At 49.0% G+C, this 17,423-nt stretch carries 13 protein-coding genes; 11 read left to right on the top strand and 2 right to left on the bottom strand.

The window, feature by feature from the left end; translation table 11 throughout:
- The first annotated feature begins 48 nt into the window (after positions 1-48).
- On the top strand, positions 49-669 hold the full coding sequence (locus C5O22_RS07300) for a hypothetical protein (RefSeq protein WP_132780560.1): 621 nt from the start codon (positions 49-51) through the stop codon (positions 667-669).
- Between the two features lie 164 nt (positions 670-833).
- Positions 834-1,667, top strand: a complete 834-nt coding sequence (locus C5O22_RS07295; protein ID WP_132780559.1) for a hypothetical protein — start codon at positions 834-836, stop codon at positions 1,665-1,667.
- A 124-nt stretch (positions 1,668-1,791) separates the two neighbouring features.
- Here the strand turns inward: C5O22_RS07295 and C5O22_RS07290 are convergent, their stop codons facing one another.
- Complete coding sequence (locus C5O22_RS07290; RefSeq protein WP_132780558.1) at positions 1,792-4,425, bottom strand: beta-mannosidase; 2,634 nt, start codon at positions 4,423-4,425, stop codon at positions 1,792-1,794.
- A gap of 43 nt (positions 4,426-4,468) precedes the next feature.
- The gene (locus C5O22_RS07285; RefSeq protein ID WP_347812558.1) at positions 4,469-4,684 is read right to left on the bottom strand and encodes a ferredoxin; all 216 of its coding nucleotides are present in this window, start codon (positions 4,682-4,684) and stop codon (positions 4,469-4,471) included.
- 190 nt (positions 4,685-4,874) lie between these two features.
- On the opposite strand from C5O22_RS07285, the gene C5O22_RS07280 reads away from it, so the two are divergent.
- From C5O22_RS07280 to C5O22_RS07245, 9 genes are all read left to right on the top strand, one after another.
- Positions 4,875-6,041: an ROK family transcriptional regulator gene (locus C5O22_RS07280; RefSeq protein ID WP_132780556.1), complete on the top strand. Its 1,167-nt coding sequence runs from the start codon at positions 4,875-4,877 to the stop codon at positions 6,039-6,041.
- A gap of 100 nt (positions 6,042-6,141) precedes the next feature.
- The gene (locus tag C5O22_RS07275) at positions 6,142-7,437 is read left to right on the top strand and encodes an ABC transporter substrate-binding protein (RefSeq protein WP_132780555.1); all 1,296 of its coding nucleotides are present in this window, start codon (positions 6,142-6,144) and stop codon (positions 7,435-7,437) included.
- 81 nt (positions 7,438-7,518) lie between these two features.
- Positions 7,519-8,433 carry a carbohydrate ABC transporter permease gene (locus C5O22_RS07270; RefSeq protein WP_132780554.1) on the top strand — a complete coding sequence of 305 codons (915 nt, stop codon included), beginning with the start codon at positions 7,519-7,521 and terminating at the stop codon, positions 8,431-8,433.
- 1 nt (position 8,434) lies between these two features.
- Entirely contained in the window at positions 8,435-9,544 is a 1,110-nt protein-coding gene (locus C5O22_RS07265; protein WP_132780553.1) for a carbohydrate ABC transporter permease, read from the top strand.
- Between the two features lie 3 nt (positions 9,545-9,547).
- Positions 9,548-12,013 (top strand): glycoside hydrolase family 94 protein, encoded by a 2,466-nt coding sequence (locus tag C5O22_RS07260; RefSeq protein WP_132780552.1) that lies wholly within the window; start codon positions 9,548-9,550, stop codon positions 12,011-12,013.
- A gap of 346 nt (positions 12,014-12,359) precedes the next feature.
- Complete coding sequence (locus C5O22_RS13680; RefSeq protein WP_243692903.1) at positions 12,360-12,830, top strand: glycogen-binding domain-containing protein; 471 nt, start codon at positions 12,360-12,362, stop codon at positions 12,828-12,830.
- 368 nt (positions 12,831-13,198) lie between these two features.
- Positions 13,199-14,455: a hypothetical protein gene (locus tag C5O22_RS13675; protein WP_243692902.1), complete on the top strand. Its 1,257-nt coding sequence runs from the start codon at positions 13,199-13,201 to the stop codon at positions 14,453-14,455.
- Between the two features lie 21 nt (positions 14,456-14,476).
- Complete coding sequence (locus C5O22_RS07250; protein WP_132780551.1) at positions 14,477-15,049, top strand: hypothetical protein; 573 nt, start codon at positions 14,477-14,479, stop codon at positions 15,047-15,049.
- A 615-nt stretch (positions 15,050-15,664) separates the two neighbouring features.
- Positions 15,665-16,960: an endonuclease/exonuclease/phosphatase family protein gene (locus C5O22_RS07245; protein WP_165910446.1), complete on the top strand. Its 1,296-nt coding sequence runs from the start codon at positions 15,665-15,667 to the stop codon at positions 16,958-16,960.
- Positions 16,961-17,423: the final 463 nt, after the last annotated feature.

Here is a 17,423-nt window from a genome sequence, read left to right as displayed (position 1 = left end):
GTTATTTCTCTTGGAGGGATTCTTCTTTTTCTAAATTTTTCCTGTAGCATGGGAGATAGTTCCTCGTATAACACGGAGATATGTCAGGAGTCCTTTGCGAATAATACTAATGGATGGACTACCACAAGCGGAGGAGAACAAAGCGCCACTATTGCAAATGGCTTCCTTACCCTCACCAACAGTAGCACCTCTGTTCCGTGTATTCTCAGGGTTGTCCAGAGTGGAAGTGCCTTTTCTCTCACTGGTCCATACAAACTAGAAGTGACTTTTTCTTTTCCCTCGCAGCCCGATAGTACCTATGCCAAGGCTCTTATTCAATTCAATTATTACACCACGAACAATGGCCCCGTCTTTGATTATGTGAGTGTTACGAGTTCAGGCTATTACCTTGTAGGGCACTACCCCTCGGAAGAAGGAAACTACTACTACTACACTGGTGGTTATGTTTTCTCCGGGGCGATCAACCAGGAAGGGAAGAATCTATTGAGTATTACCCAATATGGGGGAGGTTTTTCTCTGGCTATCAATAGTTCGTTTATAGGTTTTTATACCAATACTTTTTATTCGGGCATGCCCTATCAATTTTGGCTTGGCCTTGAAAAGGGGGCTAATAACAGTGCCCTGGGGAGTGTTAGTATACAATTTGATGAACTTACCATTTATCAGTGAGTCGCTTCTTATGGGCCGTCCTCTGCCAATGCGCCCAGAACGGTCCCCATCAATTTGAAAGGGAAGAGAGCCGTTCAATAAGACCTGTAAAAAGAGGGAAATACCGCTTTTAATTTGAAAATTTCAGGTCCTGGACCTGAATAGATACTGTAAGGAGGTGTACTATGAAAAGAAATTGGATGAATGGAGTAGCGATGGTAATGGTCGTTTTTGCTGCAGCCCTGACAACGGTTACCTGTGCTTCTACTCCGACGGCGAGTAGTAATTCTGGAACCGCTCAAAAGACAGAGCAAAAGGCAGAACAAAAAGGTGGAGCCCTCCCTCCCATGAATATGGGAACGAACCCCTATGTCTTTGAATCCTTTGAACGGATTACCGAGGATGGTAAGATTTACGTCGGTATTAATCCCAAGAAAACCTATGTGAATCTGACCAACGAAGGCTGGGGCGGTAATAAGGGGCTTAAGATTTCCAGTTCTACCGAGTATGTAACCGAAGGGAAATACTCCGCCAAGATTGAAATCGATTTTAAGATTACTTCCCGTCTTCAGACGAATGGAGCCTGTTTTGGCCTGGGGTGGGATAATACGGGGGCCATCGATCCTGCCTATGCCAAAAGGCTGGTAAATGCCGAATATATGCTCATTGATTATGTGTGGATCCCTGCCCCTGAGTGTACCATTTCTAATCCGAAGGTAATCAATCTGGGAATTCATCTGGCTGGCCGGGATGATTCAATTTCGGACAAGTCGAAGGGTGAACTGGGTGATATGGCGAATACGGATCCCTCCGGAAAGGGAACCCATGTGGTGCGGGTGAAAAACAAGCTTTCTTCCCTTACCACGCTGGTACCTCAGTTTGCTATCAAGGTATACCATCCTTCGGATGATCAGGATCCGGTAGGACTTAAGGCAGATGTGGGTAAGGTGATGAAAGGAACCCTGTACCTGGACAATCTCCGGTTTGCCGATAAGGATGGGAATGTGATTCAAAAATAAGGATTTAAAATTATACGGTCTTCTCCTGCAAAACGGAGAAGACCTGCGCTTCTAAGAACAGCAGGGGCGAGGCGCCCCTTAGTCTTATGGTGTTGATGTAGGGGGAACGCCCCTTCTGTGTATATTATTCCTGATAGCTTTCCCACAAATCATATACGCTACATTGCTCTTTAAACTCGATTTCTGAAGGAAGAGCGGTGCCGGGACGAGGGATATAGGTAATTCTTCGAGGTCCTCCCGGAAGAAGGGTAAAACAATTGTCTTCCCAATAGCCGGGGAATCCTTCTACGTCCAGGGCCACAAAAAATGCGGGGCGTTCTACCGACAGAACCGCCTGCAGGAGACCGGTCTTTGTTTTTTCGATGGTAAACGTAAGGACAGGATCCTGGAGATAGCATTTTTTAGGCAGGGTAAAAAAGGAGGTTGTTTGCAGGGCCTCCTTAACAACTGGGGCCTTCAGAGAATCCTCAGCAAGAGAGCCTTTAAACGTTGCATGCATAAAGTATTGCTCGGGCTTACTGGTAAAGTTTTCGATAGATTCTTGAAGTATTACGGTGGCTCCTTCTTTTTTTCCTTCACAGGGATATACCCGTTCTAAGAGGGGCTTCCCTGAAAAGTCAAGGACCCGCACTGTTACATCACCCAATATATCCTGATCGGTATCGTTTAAGAGAATCACAGAAAGTCGCCCCTCTTTTATGTATGAGACGAGGGCTACTGGCGCAAAGAAACGGCGGGCCCGGTAATGCAGAAGTTTCCACTTTCCTGAATATTCAATGCTGGACCAGGAAGCTACCGGCCAGCAATCGTTGAGTTGCCAGTAAAGGGCCCCCATACACCGGGGCCGCTGGCTCCGCCAGTATTCCACCGCCGTTTGTATGGCCATCGCCTGTTGGACCTGGCTGAGGTAGAGCATGTTTTTAAATCCCACGGGAAAACGAAAATACCGAGAAAAGTTTTCTATGATGAGAGAATTTCCCCGGGGACTTTTTTGGTGGTGTTCCATAATAGGAGATGTCAGGTTCCATTCTTCCTGGGGACAATAGGTCTTTACCGTTTCCAATGAAGGAAAGGATTGGTACCCAAACTCAGAACAAAAGCGGGGGACCACCTCGTAGTAGGCCTCAAAGGGCTTGCCTTCGTGCCAGACACTCCAGTAGTGCATATCACCTTTTGCATCGGCGTGCCAGTTGTCAGAAAAATCCTGAGGACCACCGCTGGGTGAACTGGGCCAAAAGATATGGTCCGGATCTAGAGCGCGGATAGTATTTCCCACTATTCCTTCGTTTAATCGATCATAATCGATGATGTAGCGGTCCCGGTTCTGCTTGGTCTCGGGGAACCACGTAAGGGCCCCGAGATTTTCGTTGTTTCCACACCAGAGAGCAAGACAAGGATGATCCTTAAGACGCAACACCTGGTAGGCAATTTCCTTTTGAACATTACTCAGAAACTCAGGGGTAGCCGGGTACATGGCGCAGGCAAACATGCAATCCTGCCAGACTAAAATTCCCAGTTCATCGCAAAGATCATAAAAGATATCCTGTTCGTACTGGCCCCCGCCCCATACCCGTACCATGTTCATATGGGCCGCTACCATATCACCTAACAATTGCCGATATCGGTCCGGAGTTTGACGGCTGGGTAGGGCGTCCAGAGGGATCCAGTTAGCTCCTTTGACCCATATATCCCGGCCATTTATACGAAAGGTGAGGGGACGGCCTATCGAATCTTCCTGAGTAAGCACTTCCAGGGTTCTGAAACCAATTCGTTTAGTGAGAGTCTCTGAGGGTTCCCCGGAGACTGAAAAACCCTGCGAGGCCGAAGAAGCATAAGTTTGTTCTAAATCCTCGGGAAATACCGAACAGGCAGAGACCTGTACGGTAAGAGTATACAGGGACTGTTTCCCATATCCTGCGGGCCACCAGAGATGAGGATTGGACACAGTAAAATTCGCCGTAAGCAGGTGTTCTCCGGGGCCAGCCACCGGGTAGTGTCGCTCCTCTTGTGTAACGACCTTGCCATCGGGGGCTACCAGTTCGTAGTAAACTGCCAGTTCCCACTGAGAAGAACCGACGTCCCTTTTACTTTCAGGGATGATGTAATGGATAGTTGTTTCCACATCCCAGAGAGATTCGGTTCGCCGCAGGGGGCGACAGGTACAATGACTGATATGTCCTGGCCGATTAAAACCAATATACGCTTTTCCGTATATACCGCTTACCATAAGGCATGGCCCCCAGTCCCAGCCTGAGTGGCACTGAACCTTTCGAACTAGATTTCGATGGGGAGAATGAATAGGAGCTGCCCCGTACGGAATAGGGTAGGGAAGCTCTTCGGCCCTTTCCATCGCTTTCTTCTCTGCAGAATAACAACGTACTTTGATGGTATTTTCTCCTTCCCGGAGTATCCCGTTGAGATCTGCATAAAAAGGGTAGAACATATTCTCATGGTGCCCGAGATAGCTGTTATTGAGATAAATGTCCGCTACGGTATCCACTGATTCTAAAAAAAGATAGGGATCCCCTTCTTCGAGCATATGGGAAGATACCGAAAAGGTATAGGAGAGTTCTATATCTTTCTGATTTAAAACCTGCCAGACCTCTTCATTTTTACCATAGTAAGGATCGGGCAGGATGTTTTCCTTTAAAAGGGCGGAAAAAATATCCCCCGGTATAATGCAAGGGATATCTCGTATTCCCTCTGTGTCTCCGTCTACGTGCAGTTGCCATGGTCCTGCAAGGTTAATACGCTCCATACCCCACGTTCTAGGGGATTTGGCCTGTTTTTTCAAGTCCCGTTTATTCGGCCTTTATGACCCCGGTGGGACAGGATTCCACCGCTTCCCGGATTTTATCCTCATATTTTGAAAAATCCACGCCCCCTTTTACCACCATTTTGTCGGGAACTTCGAAGACCTCAGGGCAGATTGCCTCACAATTGCCACAGGAAATGCACTCATCGTTACTTTCATCGAGCCATACCTTAGAAATAGCCATGGAAAACCTCCTGGTGATTATAAGGGAATGAGAAGTTTCCCTATTATACCACTATGTTGCAGGTTTGGGTAAAAACCCCAAAAATTTTTCTTGACAGTTTAAATAACCAGTGATATACCATAGTTGATTTAATATATCAATTAACCTGATGAACGGTGGCGGATACTGGCCGTGGAAATACGGTTAGTTCACAAGGGGCATAAACGAAGTGGCGAGGAAAGGGCTTAACGAACAGACCGAAAAGGCGCGCAATGCGGCCCGAATTGTCCGCTGTATCTGGAAGCATCCGGGTATCAGCCGGTATGAGATTGCGGAGCAACTCCACCTTGAACGGTCCACTATTACCCATCAGGTAAATCGTTTGCTGGATCTGGGGCTTATTACTGAAATTGCCGAAGGTGAAGCGGGACCCAGTGGTGGCCGAAAACCGATTCAACTGGGGATAAACAAAAATTATGGCTACATTATCGGGATTGAGCTCCAGGTGGAAACCTATTCGGTGGTGGTGGTGAATTTAGCGGGGGAGGTACTTTCTTTCAAAAAAGTAGAGAAGGTCATGAAACCCCAAACCTTTATTGATGATGTAATCCAGATTGCTTCTGATGCGGCCCAGACCATGGGGGGCTTTGAAAAATTTCTTGGCGTTGGTATCGGCATGGGAGGGATTATCGACTCGGATCAGGGGATTATTCATTATTCTATTCCCCTCCATGTAACAGAGCCCTTCTATTTTTCCCGGGAAATTACCGCCAAAACCCATATCCCCTTTTTTATCGGGAACGACGCTAACTGTTGTGCGTGGGGAGAGTTGGCTTTTCATAAAGCGGATGGGCTAAAAAATTTTCTTTTTACCCTTGTTCAACTGCGAACCGGCGAACTGGCAAAGGAAAACTACGGAGGATTGGGGGTTGGTTTTGGTATTGTCATCGATAGCAAGGTGTACACTGGCACAAATTATACGGCTGGCGAATTCCGGAGTGCCTTCTGGGAAGAGGGGCCTCAGGCCCAGTTTTCTATACCCTATGAAGAAGTGGGAGAGCTTCTCGAGGAGCCTCAGCTTCTTGAGCGATTCATTCGGGAATTGGGACGGAATGTGGCCCTTTTTGTGAACACCTTCAATCTGAACAAGGTGTTTATTGGGGGGGATATCGAAAATTGGCCCATCGATGCTCCCCGGCTGTTTCAGGAAGAAATTCGGCGCAACTGGATGTATCCCATGGAGCCCGCATGCCTTGTGATGTATTCCACGTTGGGAGAACAGGCCGTTGCTTATGGGGCGGCGGGGATGTTGTTGTACAAAATTTTCACCTCTACCCACCTGCCGGTAGATGTGTTGGATGACCAGGACCCCCTGGTCCTGGCCTTGCATTTGTAAGTATCCCCGTTGGGGAGAAGGGTGCATTGCACCGCCCGTAAGGAAAGCGGTTCTCAAAGGAAGCCCTTCTTTGCGGGTATAGAGAAAAGAGGAGGTCTTTATGAAAAAGACTCTATCTGTACTAGTAGCATTCCTGGCGATTGCCGGTATGCTCTTTGCAAGCGGTCAGAGCCAGAGCGGCCAGGCTGCAGGTGGGAAGCAGGTCGTGGTAAAAGCCATGGCCTATGGGGACAACTCCAATGCCGAAGGGGTTAACTGGGTTCGCATTGTGAAGGCCTTTGAAAAGGAAAACCCCAATATCAAGATTGAGTACGAACTGCTCTACGACGAAGCCTATCATCAAAAGGTTGTGGCTCGGCTTGCGGCAGGTGATGTGCCCCACCTGGCGTACATGGGTGCTGATGCCCGTTGGGGTAAACCATGGAAGGAAGCCAATCAGCAGTTTGATCATCGCCCCTATATCGATGCAAACTACTTTGATCTGAACCTTATTCCCCCCATGGGCCCCAACGGAGAAATTTATGAAATTCCTCTTGGCACCAGCAATATCACTACGGTTCTATATATGAACGAAGAGCTGGTCAAGTCCCTCGGATTTAGCGAGCCCAAGACCTACGAAGATCTGGTTGCCATGGTTCCCAAGGCAAAGGCTGCAGGGCTTGATGTGGTCAGTATCGATGGTGCCGATGGCTGGGCCTGGGGTTCCTGTTTAATGTCCGCTATCATTGCTCGGCTTTCAGGGGATGCTAACTGGGTATCCAAGGCGGTAGAGGGTAAGTACAAGTTTACCGATCAGGTCTTTGTGGATTCCCTGAAACTCCTGCAGCGCATGGTAAAAGATGGGGTTATCTCTGAAAAATCGATACTCGTTGATTACGGAGCCAATCTCTCTAATTTCAGCAACAAAAAGGCCTTGTTCATGATTCAAGGTCAGTGGGCTGCCGGTTCTATTGATCCTGCGGTGGCTGAAAAAACCAAGATGCTTGCCTGGCCCAAATTGCCCGGTGAAAAGCCCGCTATGGCTGGTTCGGTAGCGGCAGCTATTCAGGTTGGCTATGGGCTTACCCAGGCGGGTGCCAAGGATCCGGCGGTACGGGATGCAGCACTTAAATTCCTTAAGTACTTCTATAGTTATGAAGAAACTACCCAGCGCTTACGGGATGGGGCCATCGTGGCGCCGATCCTTAAGAACTACAAAGTGCCAGACGATCTTCCCAGTATTGTGAAGCAGAAGGTGGTGCTTGCCCAGAGTGCAAAGAACACCGATGTTATCGATGCCTACTTAAGTGGTGCTCCCAATGATGCTCTGAATGCGGGGATGCAGAAGATTGTCGCAGGAACCGCTACCCCTGAAGAGGTGGCCGCGGAAGTAGAAAAATTGCTTCGGGGTAAATAAAAACTAGGGTGAATCTAAAAGTATAGTGTTGGGCCCCGGTAGGGAAGAATCCTGCCGGGGCCTTGGATAAAGGAGTGCGGAATGAGAGGTCGAAACGGAAGAAATCTTCCGGCATACTTAGGAATGGTGGGACCTGCGACGGTGTTATTTCTTTTTATCGTTGCCTATCCTATTGTCTATTCCTTTTGGTTAAGTTTTACCGATTTTAATCCTAACAAGGGAGGAGCCTGGAATTTTGTGGGCTTTGCTCAATACACGAAGATGATTCAGGACCCCAACTTTTGGCACTCCCTTAAGAATAATCTCATTGTAGTTTTTGTTTCGGTGTTTGGGCAGATCCCTATTGGGTTTGCATTGGCCTATATTCTGTACCGAAACATGGTTCGATGGAGTAAATTTTTTCAGTCCATGGTGTTTTTGCCTAACTTTTTATCCACCATCGTAATTGGTATTTTGTGGAAGCGGCTTTTTCAGGCCGATGGTCCCGTGTCTCGCCTGATTCAACTAGTAACGGGAAATCCTCAGGCTCAATTTGACCTCATGCTTAAGGCCGAGACGATCATGTATCCCATCGGTTTCGCCCTTATCTGGATGTATACGGGGCTGTATATGGTGATTTTCCTTGCAAACCTCCAAAAGATTGACAGTGCCATGATCGAGGCTGCCCAGATCGATGGGGCCAATGAGTTCCAGATTTTTACCCGAGTCATCGTTCCCGTCCTTTCAGGAACTATTTTGGTGTCGAGTATTCTGGCTATCGCAGGGTCTCTGCGGGGCTTTGATCTTATATTTTCCATAACCACCCAGGGGCTCCAGCGGAATAATGCGATGGTTCTTGCTATCTATATGTACCAGACCGCCTTCCAGGATTACAACAATCCTGAACGGTTTGCCTATGGGGCGGCTATTTCCAATGCCATTATCGTGATTAGCGTGCTCCTTATTCTTTTAAGTAATTACATCGGCAAAAAACTCAATGCCGGAGAGGAGTACTAATATGTGGCAACAGCATGACTCCTCGTCTCGAATAAAACATTACTTTGGGAAAGTTATCTCCTATGTGGTATTCATTGGGTGGACCTTGATTACGGTTATTCCTCTGGTGTGGATGGGCTATTCATCGTTTAAGTCGAACGAAGAACTCGTCCGAGATATCTATGCACTTCCCCATGACCTCTTTTTTAATAAGGATGATGTCTATCAGGTGATACCGAAGGCTCTTAATGTGCTGATCCCTGAGGAAATCCAAAACGATCCCCGGGAACGGCTTATCATAGAATCCACCGAAATTGCTCCTACGCGGCGACTCCATGTGTTCTTCCTTTTAAAGGAAGAACTTCCAGAAGAGATTGCCCGCCTCCAGCCGGGGGATACCCTGCGGGTGTCTCAACTTCCTCAAAAAATGCAATGGGAAATTCACTGGAAAACCGTATTCTTTAACTATATTTCTGCCCTGGAACGGGGCAATCTGGTGGGCAAATTCTTTAACAGTGTGCTGTACGCAGTGGTTTCCACCTTTTTTATTGCCCTTTTTGGGGTGATGGCCGGTTTTGGGCTCAGTAAGATGGATTTTAAAAAAATCTCTCTTATTATTGGGGGACTTATTGGTTTTGGGTATCTTATCAGTAATAACTCGGTGATTGTCCCCCTCTTTTTGATGCTTTCAAGCCTGAAACTGACCGATACCCATCTGGGGATAATTCTCGTGTATATCGCCTTTGGACTTCCCCTTTCGGTTATGCTGGCAACCCAGTTTATTCGGGATTTGCCAGATAGTCTTATTGAGTCGGCCTTTATCGATGGGGCGGGTTACTTCCGAATGTTTTTCAGTATCATTGTGCCTATGACGGTGCCCGTTATAACGACGATTTCCATTATATCGGGCCTGGGAATCTGGAACGAGTTCCTGTTAGTGTTGGTTATGGCAAGTTCGGAGCTTACTAAGTCCTTGCCTGTGGGAGTGTATTCTTTCTCTAGCCTTACGAGTACCCAATTGGGCTGGCAGCTTGCCGCCCTGGTGATAGCGGTGTTACCGGTTATGATTATCTATTTTATCTTTAACAACAAACTGACCCAGGGTGTGGTTGCCGGGGCAGTGAAGGGGTAAGGCATGAAATTTGGTCATTTTGATGATGCAACGCGGGAGTATGTAATTGAGACACCCAGAACCCCCCATCCGTGGATTAACTATTTGGGGGCAGAGAGTTTCTTCTCTCTTATTTCTAACACCGCCGGGGGCTATAGTTTTTATAAGGATGCCCGGCTTCGCCGGCTTACCCGGTATCGGTATAACGATGTACCCCTAGATGGTAATGGACGGTACCTGTATATCCAGGAACGGGAGCTCGCGAGTGGCAATAAGCGGGGAAAGCCCAAAGGCACGGTCTGGAATCCCGGCTGGAAACCTACTAAGACGGAACTGGATTTTTATGAATGCCGCCATGGCCTTGGCCGGACCACCATCGTGGGTGAAAAAAATGGTCTCCGAGCTACGGTTCGGTACATTGTTCCCCTGGGGATGAACGCAGAAGTTCAGGAGTTGGTCCTGGAAAACACGAGTCGTCAGGAGAAGGCGGTTTGCATTCATTCCTTCGTGGAGTTTTGTCTGTGGAATGCGTTGGACGATTTTACGAATTTTCAGCGGAACCTTTCTACCGGCCAGGTAGAGGTGGAGGGCTCCGCCATCTATCATGTCACTGAGTACCGGGAACGGCGGAACCACTACGCCTTTTTCTGGACCGATGCGGAGATTGCCGGTTTTGACACGGACCGGGAAACCTTCGTTGGCCGGGATGGGGATTACGCCCATCCTGCGGTAGTAGAAACCGGTGTTAGCTGGCAATCGATGGCGGATGGCTGGTCCCCCGTAGCCTCCCATCGAATCGAATGGGACCTGGCTCCTGGCGAAAAAAAACGGGCCGTCTTTGTGTTGGGCTACATCGAAAATCCCCAGGACGAAAAATGGGAGAAGCCCGGGGTGGTGAATAAAAAGCGGGCTCGGGAGATGGAGCGGTATTTTGCCCGGCCTGAGGCGTTTCAGGAAGCCTGGGATGCCCTTGAGCGGTTCTGGGATGAAAAGCTCTCCCATTTTTCGGTACAGACGGGGGATGAAAAACTGGACCGGATGGCCAATATCTGGAACCAGTATCAGTGTGTGGTAACGTATAACATGGCCCGCAGTGCCTCTTATTTTGAAAGCGGCATTGGTCGAGGAATCGGTTTCCGGGATACCTGCCAGGACATGCTGGGCTTTGTGCACCTTATGCCCGAAAAGGCCCGGGAACGGCTTTTTGATGTGGCTTCTACCCAATTCCCCGATGGGGGGGCCTACCACCAGTTCCAGCCCCTTACCAAGCGGGGAAACAGCGATATCGGCGGCAATTTTAACGATGATCCTCTGTGGCTCATTATGGGAGTCGCGGGCTATATCAAGGAGACCGGCGACTGGGCTTTCCTTAAAGAATCGGTCCCCTTTGATAATAATCCGGCGGATACCGCAAGCCTCTACGAACACCTGAAGCGCTCGTTTCACCACGTCACCAATAACCTGGGGCCCCATGGGCTGCCCCTCATTGGCCGGGCCGACTGGAACGACTGCCTTAATCTGAACTGTTTTTCTATGGATCCCAACGATTCTTTCCAGACCTGTACCAATAAGGATGGAAAGAACGCTGAATCGATTCTGATTGGCCAGATGTTCCTGTATGTAGCCCCCGATTACATTGAAATCTGCCGGCGCATGGGTGATGAGGCAGAGGCCCAGTGGGCTCAAGAGGCTGCCCGTGCGATGGAAGAGGCCCTGCTTCGTTATGGCTGGGATGGTCAGTGGTTCCTACGGGCCTATGATGATGCGGGGAGAAAGGTCGGTTCTGCCGAATGTGAGGATGGTAAAATCTTTATCGAAACCCAGGGATTTGGGGCCATGGCCCTGGTGGGGAAAGAAAGGGGCTATCCAGTTCAGGCCCTGGATTCGGTGGCAAAGCACCTGGACACCCCCCATGGCATTGTTATTCTCGATCCGCCCTATAAGGAATACCATATAGAACTGGGAGAAGTTTCTTCGTATCCGCCGGGGTATAAAGAAAACGGGGGAATCTTCTGTCACAACAATCCCTGGGTGATGATCGGAGAGATTCGAGTGGGGCGTCCTGATCGGGCCTTCACCTACTGGAAAAAGATAGCCCCCGCGTATCGAGAGGACCTTTCGGAACTCCATCGGATGGAGCCCTATGTCTATTCCCAGATGATTGCGGGGAAAGGGAGTAAACGCCACGGGGAAGCAAAAAACTCCTGGCTCACCGGGACGGCGGCCTGGAATTTCGTGGCCCTTTCTCAGTGGATCTGCGGCATCCGCCCTGCTTTTGATGGACTCATTATAGAGCCCCGCCTCCCTTCCCATGTAAAACATGCCACCATACGCCGCTGGTTCCGGGGGGTAGAATACCATATTGAAGTAGAAAACCGGAACAACCAGGGAACGGTTCAACTCCAGGTGGAAGGCGCTTCCTGCACGGGAACCCTTGTTCATGGCGCCCGTCGGGGTGTTCCTGTTATGGTAAAGGTGGTGGTGGGGTAAGTACAAAAAAGAACTGAGTCTCCTCATTTAAGATAAGGCAATCCACCGATGTAAAGGCCCGCCTTCCCCAAAAGGCGGGCCTTTTAGTTTAAGAGGCGGCTAACTACGTTATAAAGCCTCTACAAAACGGCGGGAACTCATACATAGCTTTTCTGCCAAGTTTTTTAATTGTAAAGATATTAAAACGGTTTATTTGAAAATAAGGGGTTGGAGGGTTGTTTTCAGAGGTTTTTCAAAAAATCTTAAAAAAATTCTTTACAAATCTTTAAAAGCAGTGGTAAAATAAAATAAATCGGTTTAGTAAAACGGTATATATAAACCGAAAAAAATTACAAGGAGGATCGTGATGAAACGGCTTGTAGCTTTCATCGGTACCTTACTGGTCCTCGGCGCTGCGTTGTTTGCCGAGGTGACCGTAAAGGATTTAGGAGATGGTACCGTCGAGGTTACCTTCTTCTTTGGGAGCACCACTGCTAAAGAAGTCCTTATAGCAGGGGATTTTACGGATTGGCAGAATGGCTGGCTCCCTATGACAAAGGTTGCGAATGGCTGGGAATTTAAAAAGGTGTTCCCCCGGGACGCTACCATTAAGTACAAGTTTGTGGCTGATGGGCAGTGGATCTTCGATATTAAGGCCCCTGATAAGATTGATGATGGATTTGGGGGTTTTAATGGTCTTGTAGATGTGGCGGAGCTATTGGCGGCGAAAAGCGGTGGAACTGCGGCCAGTAGTGGTGGAGGGGCCGCTTCTGCCAAATTAAAGTTCCAGACCTGGAGTATGATTGGTCTTCAGGGTAAATTTAACACCAAAACCTAGACCTTAGAAAGTGCCGGTATTGGAGCAAAGTCCTATGCCAAATTTTCTGGGGATGCCCTTCCCAATCTCCCTGTGTATGTGGAAGTAGCCCTGTTTGAAAACGATGGCTTTGAAAATCTGTACAAGAAAGATAGCCTTGAATTCTCGAAGGGGCTTACGAATTTCTTGGTTGATACCTTCTTTGATCCTATCCATTATTATAATGTAATGGCCAGAAGACCGCAGGAACCTATCTTGGTCACTTTAAGGCTGGCTTCAGTAGCCCCTATGTCAACTATCTTACCGGTTACAAGTATGCAAAACTTCCCTCTCACACAAACGTAAGCTGGACCACGGTAGATCAAGAATGGGAAGCGGGATATGCCCAGGTGGGTGGCTTTAGCCAGTTTAGCCTTGGTCAGGCCCTCCAGAATATTGGGGATAACATTACTATCAACGCAGTCCTGGGGCCCAACCGCAGTGCCGATCGGGCAGGAAATCAATATGGTTTGTATTCCTATGTGACTGCCCAGATCGGGGACCACTATCTGGATTTCCAGTACAACGGAGCCTACGGGAACACCTACGATACCATTTTTGATTCTATTTATGAAGCAGACTTTATTGGTGGATACAAGGGACTTTTTGGCCCCATTACCGTTAAAGCCAATGCCCTCTTTAATGTCTGGGGATCTGTCAAAATTAATGACCTTTATAAAACTGCCTATTCTCCTTCCAGTTCTGATGTAAGCAGCGCGAAGGAAGGGCTTGGATTCCTTCATAACTTTGCCACGAATCTTCAGGTAAGCTACACCGCCGAATCCTATGGGATTACTCTTGGCTATCGAGCTCGCGGTACCCAGGCAAGCATGATGTATGTGGAAGAAGGGGCCGATGGACATACCAACATCAGTGATCAACTTGGTGCTCTGAATACCCAGCGCGTTTGGGTCGATGGCTATGTGAAGCCAATCGATATCCTTACTCTCAGCCTGAACCCCTATGTCCAGACGGTCTTTATAAAAGATGATTATGCCTCCCTTGCCTCCTGGCAGCGCCCCTACGTGAATAAGGATACGCTGGAATTCTACCTGAAACCTTCGATCGATCTAGATACGGAAACGCTCCTGGCTGGTATTCCTTCGAGTTTATCTCTCTATGCAAAAATGAAATATGTTAACACCGCCGAAGATCAGTATAGCCGGGGTACCAATAAGGGTTCCTTCCTTCTGAGCGAAGGGGGAGCTAAGTTTACTATGAAGGATATTACCGATATCTTTAAAGGGATCGAAGTCTATTATGGCTATGACAACACCAATACTAACCAGCTCTTTAATACCCTTATCGGTGCTGTGACCTTACCCCAGAGCTTTACGGTCCAGGCCGGTGCGGGACTCAGAACCGCACACGAAGGGGTTACCGCCTCTGATGCGCCCTTTGGATTCTTCCTCGGCATAGTAAAGAAAGTAGAAAAGGTCCTTTATAAACCGGTAGCCTATGCCCAGTTTATCTATAATATGGATCCTTACAAAGGTTTCGGTGATGGGCAGGACAACTTTAACCTGGATGGGTACATCCTGGATAACGGGGTAGGGGCCTATGAAAATTATGGCGCCTTCCGCATTGGTTTGCGCTGGGATCTCTAAATCATAAGGGAGGAATAAACGATGAAACGAGGTACTGTTATATTACTGGCTCTGGTTGGGGCCTTTCTGCTCCTGGCCTGCCCTATTGAGCGGAGTCAGAAATATCCTGATTATACTTTACCCATAAAAGTAGATGTAACTACTACGACGAATACTGCTGCTATACAGGTAAGTGCTACCTCCACAAGTAATGCTTATTGTACCTATACTATTACCATTACTGGTTTGGTAGCCGATATTGGGAAGAAACTGGTGGTAGCAGGATCTCAGATTGGATCTACTCCCACCAATATAGGAGATAACTGGAATGTGACTGCGGACACCGTTACTGATACAGGACTTGTGGGAACGGTTGACAGTACGGGAACCTTTGCTATTACCTTTTATGGGAAAGCTCCTTCGTGGGGAAATGCAAATGATGGGGCACAGTTTAAGATTTGTTACTACGATGATGCGAGCTGGAAACTTGTTCTAGGAAACAGTACGGGGGATAACTTCTGTGTAAGTGGGGCCACTCCGACGACGACTTCGGGTGGGACGACGACGACGACGTATCAGGATATTACTCTTACCATAGATCCCAATAAGCTTTAAGCGCAGGAGATAACAGGTGCCGCCCATCGTACAGGAAAGGGGAAATCCCAATGTAGATGGGCGGTCCTTCAGAATTACTAAAGGGGTCGGTCCCTTTACCAGAACCGGCATGGGACAGGGTGAAGCGAGGAAGAGGAACTTCTATCGATTGGGGTATTGTGAAATAAAATAGGCGTGTTTCTTCGCCGTGTGCCATGCACGTTCTGGGGTGCATTGTGCTTCTTGGAAGACAACCAAATACCAGAGCCTTCTTCATGGGGGGAGTCAATCTCAGGGCCGATTGACTCCCTTTTTTATTTGTTCTTTCCTCAGAGCCATATCTGCATATCTTTAGAATTATAGCAAGGGAACCTCAGGGTATCCCCTCTTCTAGCCCCCTTACTCACTGGTAGGTGGCAGGTAATGATACAACCTTGTGTTCAAGCAACATGCATAATTGGCGCCTTCTTCTAATGAGGAGGTTTTTAAATGGATTCTGGTTGGTATTTGGGGAGAGGTATTTCTTCTCCTTCTAAAAAGGAACTCCCGGGATTGATATGTCCGGCCTTTCCTGGGAGAACACCTCAGGGGGGCCGAAAACGCCGTGGTTTATCAGCCATCTCAATATCAACTTTTGTGGCTTTTGTATGCCTCTGGATCTGTTGTTTTGTACTCCTTAGTTGCGATATTGGGCAAAACTTCCAGACCAAACAGCCCCAGGAACAGCTTACTCTGGTAACCTGGAACCTCCAGGCCCTTTTTGATGGAAGTGAAACAGGCACCGAGTATGCTGACTATCGCCACAGCAAAGGATGGACACCAGAAAAATACCTTGAGCGGATTAGCCAGATTCAGGAAGCCCTCGCTGGCTGGCTTCCCCAGGGACCGGACATCCTTGCCCTGGAAGAAATAGAAAACAAGGAAATTCTTGAAGCCCTCAATGGCTGTTTTAAAGAAAAAGCCTATCCCTACGCTGTTTTTTCTAAAAATGCCGATGCCGCCCTGGGTATTGGGGTCCTGAGCCGTTATAGAATTATTGACCAGCGGTCCCATTTTGGGTATCGACAGGGGGGCGAAGGTCAGCGTCCTATCCTGGAGCTTATGCTGGATACGGGTAAAGAACCCCTGGTGGTGTTCGTTTGCCACTGGAAAAGCAAGAAGGGTAAGGATGATACGGAACGTTTTCGTCGGGATAGTGCGGCCATCATTCAACGACGGATCCGGGAACTTCTGGGGACCATCGACAACCACGGACTTATTCAATCCCCTGCGGCAGGGACCGTCAAAAATAAAGAGGATACAGGGCTGAAACAGGGATATCCTCAGGAGAACCAAAACAGGGAAAGTGAAGCTATCGCCGGTCGCCGGGACGATCCCTCCCTGGGGGCTATCCTTGTGGTAGGAGATCTCAACGAAAATTACGATGAGTTTGAGCGCCAGGGAAAAACCCGGATAACCGCCTTGCTTCCTACGACAGAAGAAGCCGGTCGCCTGGTTCAGCTTCAGCAGAGGAAAAAGGAAAGGCGGAGTTCTTTCAACCTCAGAGGAGGAGATTATCCTCTAGAGGGCCCCTCTTTAAAAGGCCCAGGAGAAGCGCCTCCTTTCTTCTGGCCAGAGGACGTACTCCTTTTACGGGATTCTTTCCAGATATCCCAGGATGAAACCCTAAGGGGCCTCACTTTTTATAGTCCCTGGCAAGAAAGTCCTTTTGCCGGTTCCTATTGGTATAAGGAAGCGTGGGAAACCATCGATCATGTGCTCCTTCACAGTTCCCTGGGAGATGGAAAAGGCTGGGAATTCGCCTCCTTTGGAGTAGCCCAACAGGCCCCCTTTGTAAACGAAGAGGGATATCCCGTAGTCTATAATCCCCGAACCGGCACAGGCGTAAGCGATCATCTCCCCCTCCTCGTGGTGTTAAAGTATGTGGAGTAAGTACTGCTGCAGTAAAAGATTAAGGAAGATCGTTGGAGGGGGAGCACCGCACCGCCCCCTCTCGGCTCAGCCCGCACCAGACTGTCGCTTCGGCCACCGCGGCTCCCCCCTCGCGCCTGCTTCCTTCGCCGCTTCCACAGCCCCTCCCCGGCCGGGCTTCCAGCCCGGCTCACTACCCACCCCCACGGCTCAGGCGATCAGGCGCTCCCCCCACTCCGGGTTCGCCCCCGGCGGGGCCCTTCTCAGGGCCCCGCGCCAGGAGCTTTTTTGCAGATGGGAGCCGTTCCTCTAAGCCCCGCCGGGAGGTTTTGGGGCCGCTCCCTCCAGGCCACAGCGGGCGTCTTTTGGCTCCTTTCCGGGTTACCCCGCAATAGCGCCAGTTTTTTGGGGGCCCAGTTCTCCACCCCAGAAGGTTTTTGGGCCCCTCTCCAGGCCCCCACCACACCCGATTTCCCCTCCCAGC

The organism is Treponema sp. J25 (genome assembly GCF_004343725.1).
In the GTDB taxonomy this organism is placed as follows: domain Bacteria; phylum Spirochaetota; class Spirochaetia; order Treponematales; family Breznakiellaceae; genus J25.
Note: the sequence above shows the minus strand (reverse complement) of the source record. Positions and strands in the feature narration are given on the sequence as shown.

What these genes read in the sequence shown, in the direction of transcription:
- C5O22_RS13680 (WP_243692903.1), top strand. Translation starts at nt 12,360, where the DNA reads ATGAAACGGCTTGTAGCTTTCATCGGTACCTTACTGGTCCTCGGCGCT.
- C5O22_RS07290 (WP_132780558.1), bottom strand. Translation starts at nt 4,425, where the DNA reads ATGGAGCGTATTAACCTTGCAGGACCATGGCAACTGCACGTAGACGGA.
- C5O22_RS07250 (WP_132780551.1), top strand. Translation starts at nt 14,477, where the DNA reads ATGAAACGAGGTACTGTTATATTACTGGCTCTGGTTGGGGCCTTTCTG.
- C5O22_RS07275 (WP_132780555.1), top strand. Translation starts at nt 6,142, where the DNA reads ATGAAAAAGACTCTATCTGTACTAGTAGCATTCCTGGCGATTGCCGGT.
- C5O22_RS07300 (WP_132780560.1), top strand. Translation starts at nt 49, where the DNA reads ATGGGAGATAGTTCCTCGTATAACACGGAGATATGTCAGGAGTCCTTT.
- C5O22_RS07295 (WP_132780559.1), top strand. Translation starts at nt 834, where the DNA reads ATGAAAAGAAATTGGATGAATGGAGTAGCGATGGTAATGGTCGTTTTT.
- C5O22_RS07265 (WP_132780553.1), top strand. Translation starts at nt 8,435, where the DNA reads ATGTGGCAACAGCATGACTCCTCGTCTCGAATAAAACATTACTTTGGG.
- C5O22_RS07260 (WP_132780552.1), top strand. Translation starts at nt 9,548, where the DNA reads ATGAAATTTGGTCATTTTGATGATGCAACGCGGGAGTATGTAATTGAG.
- C5O22_RS07270 (WP_132780554.1), top strand. Translation starts at nt 7,519, where the DNA reads ATGAGAGGTCGAAACGGAAGAAATCTTCCGGCATACTTAGGAATGGTG.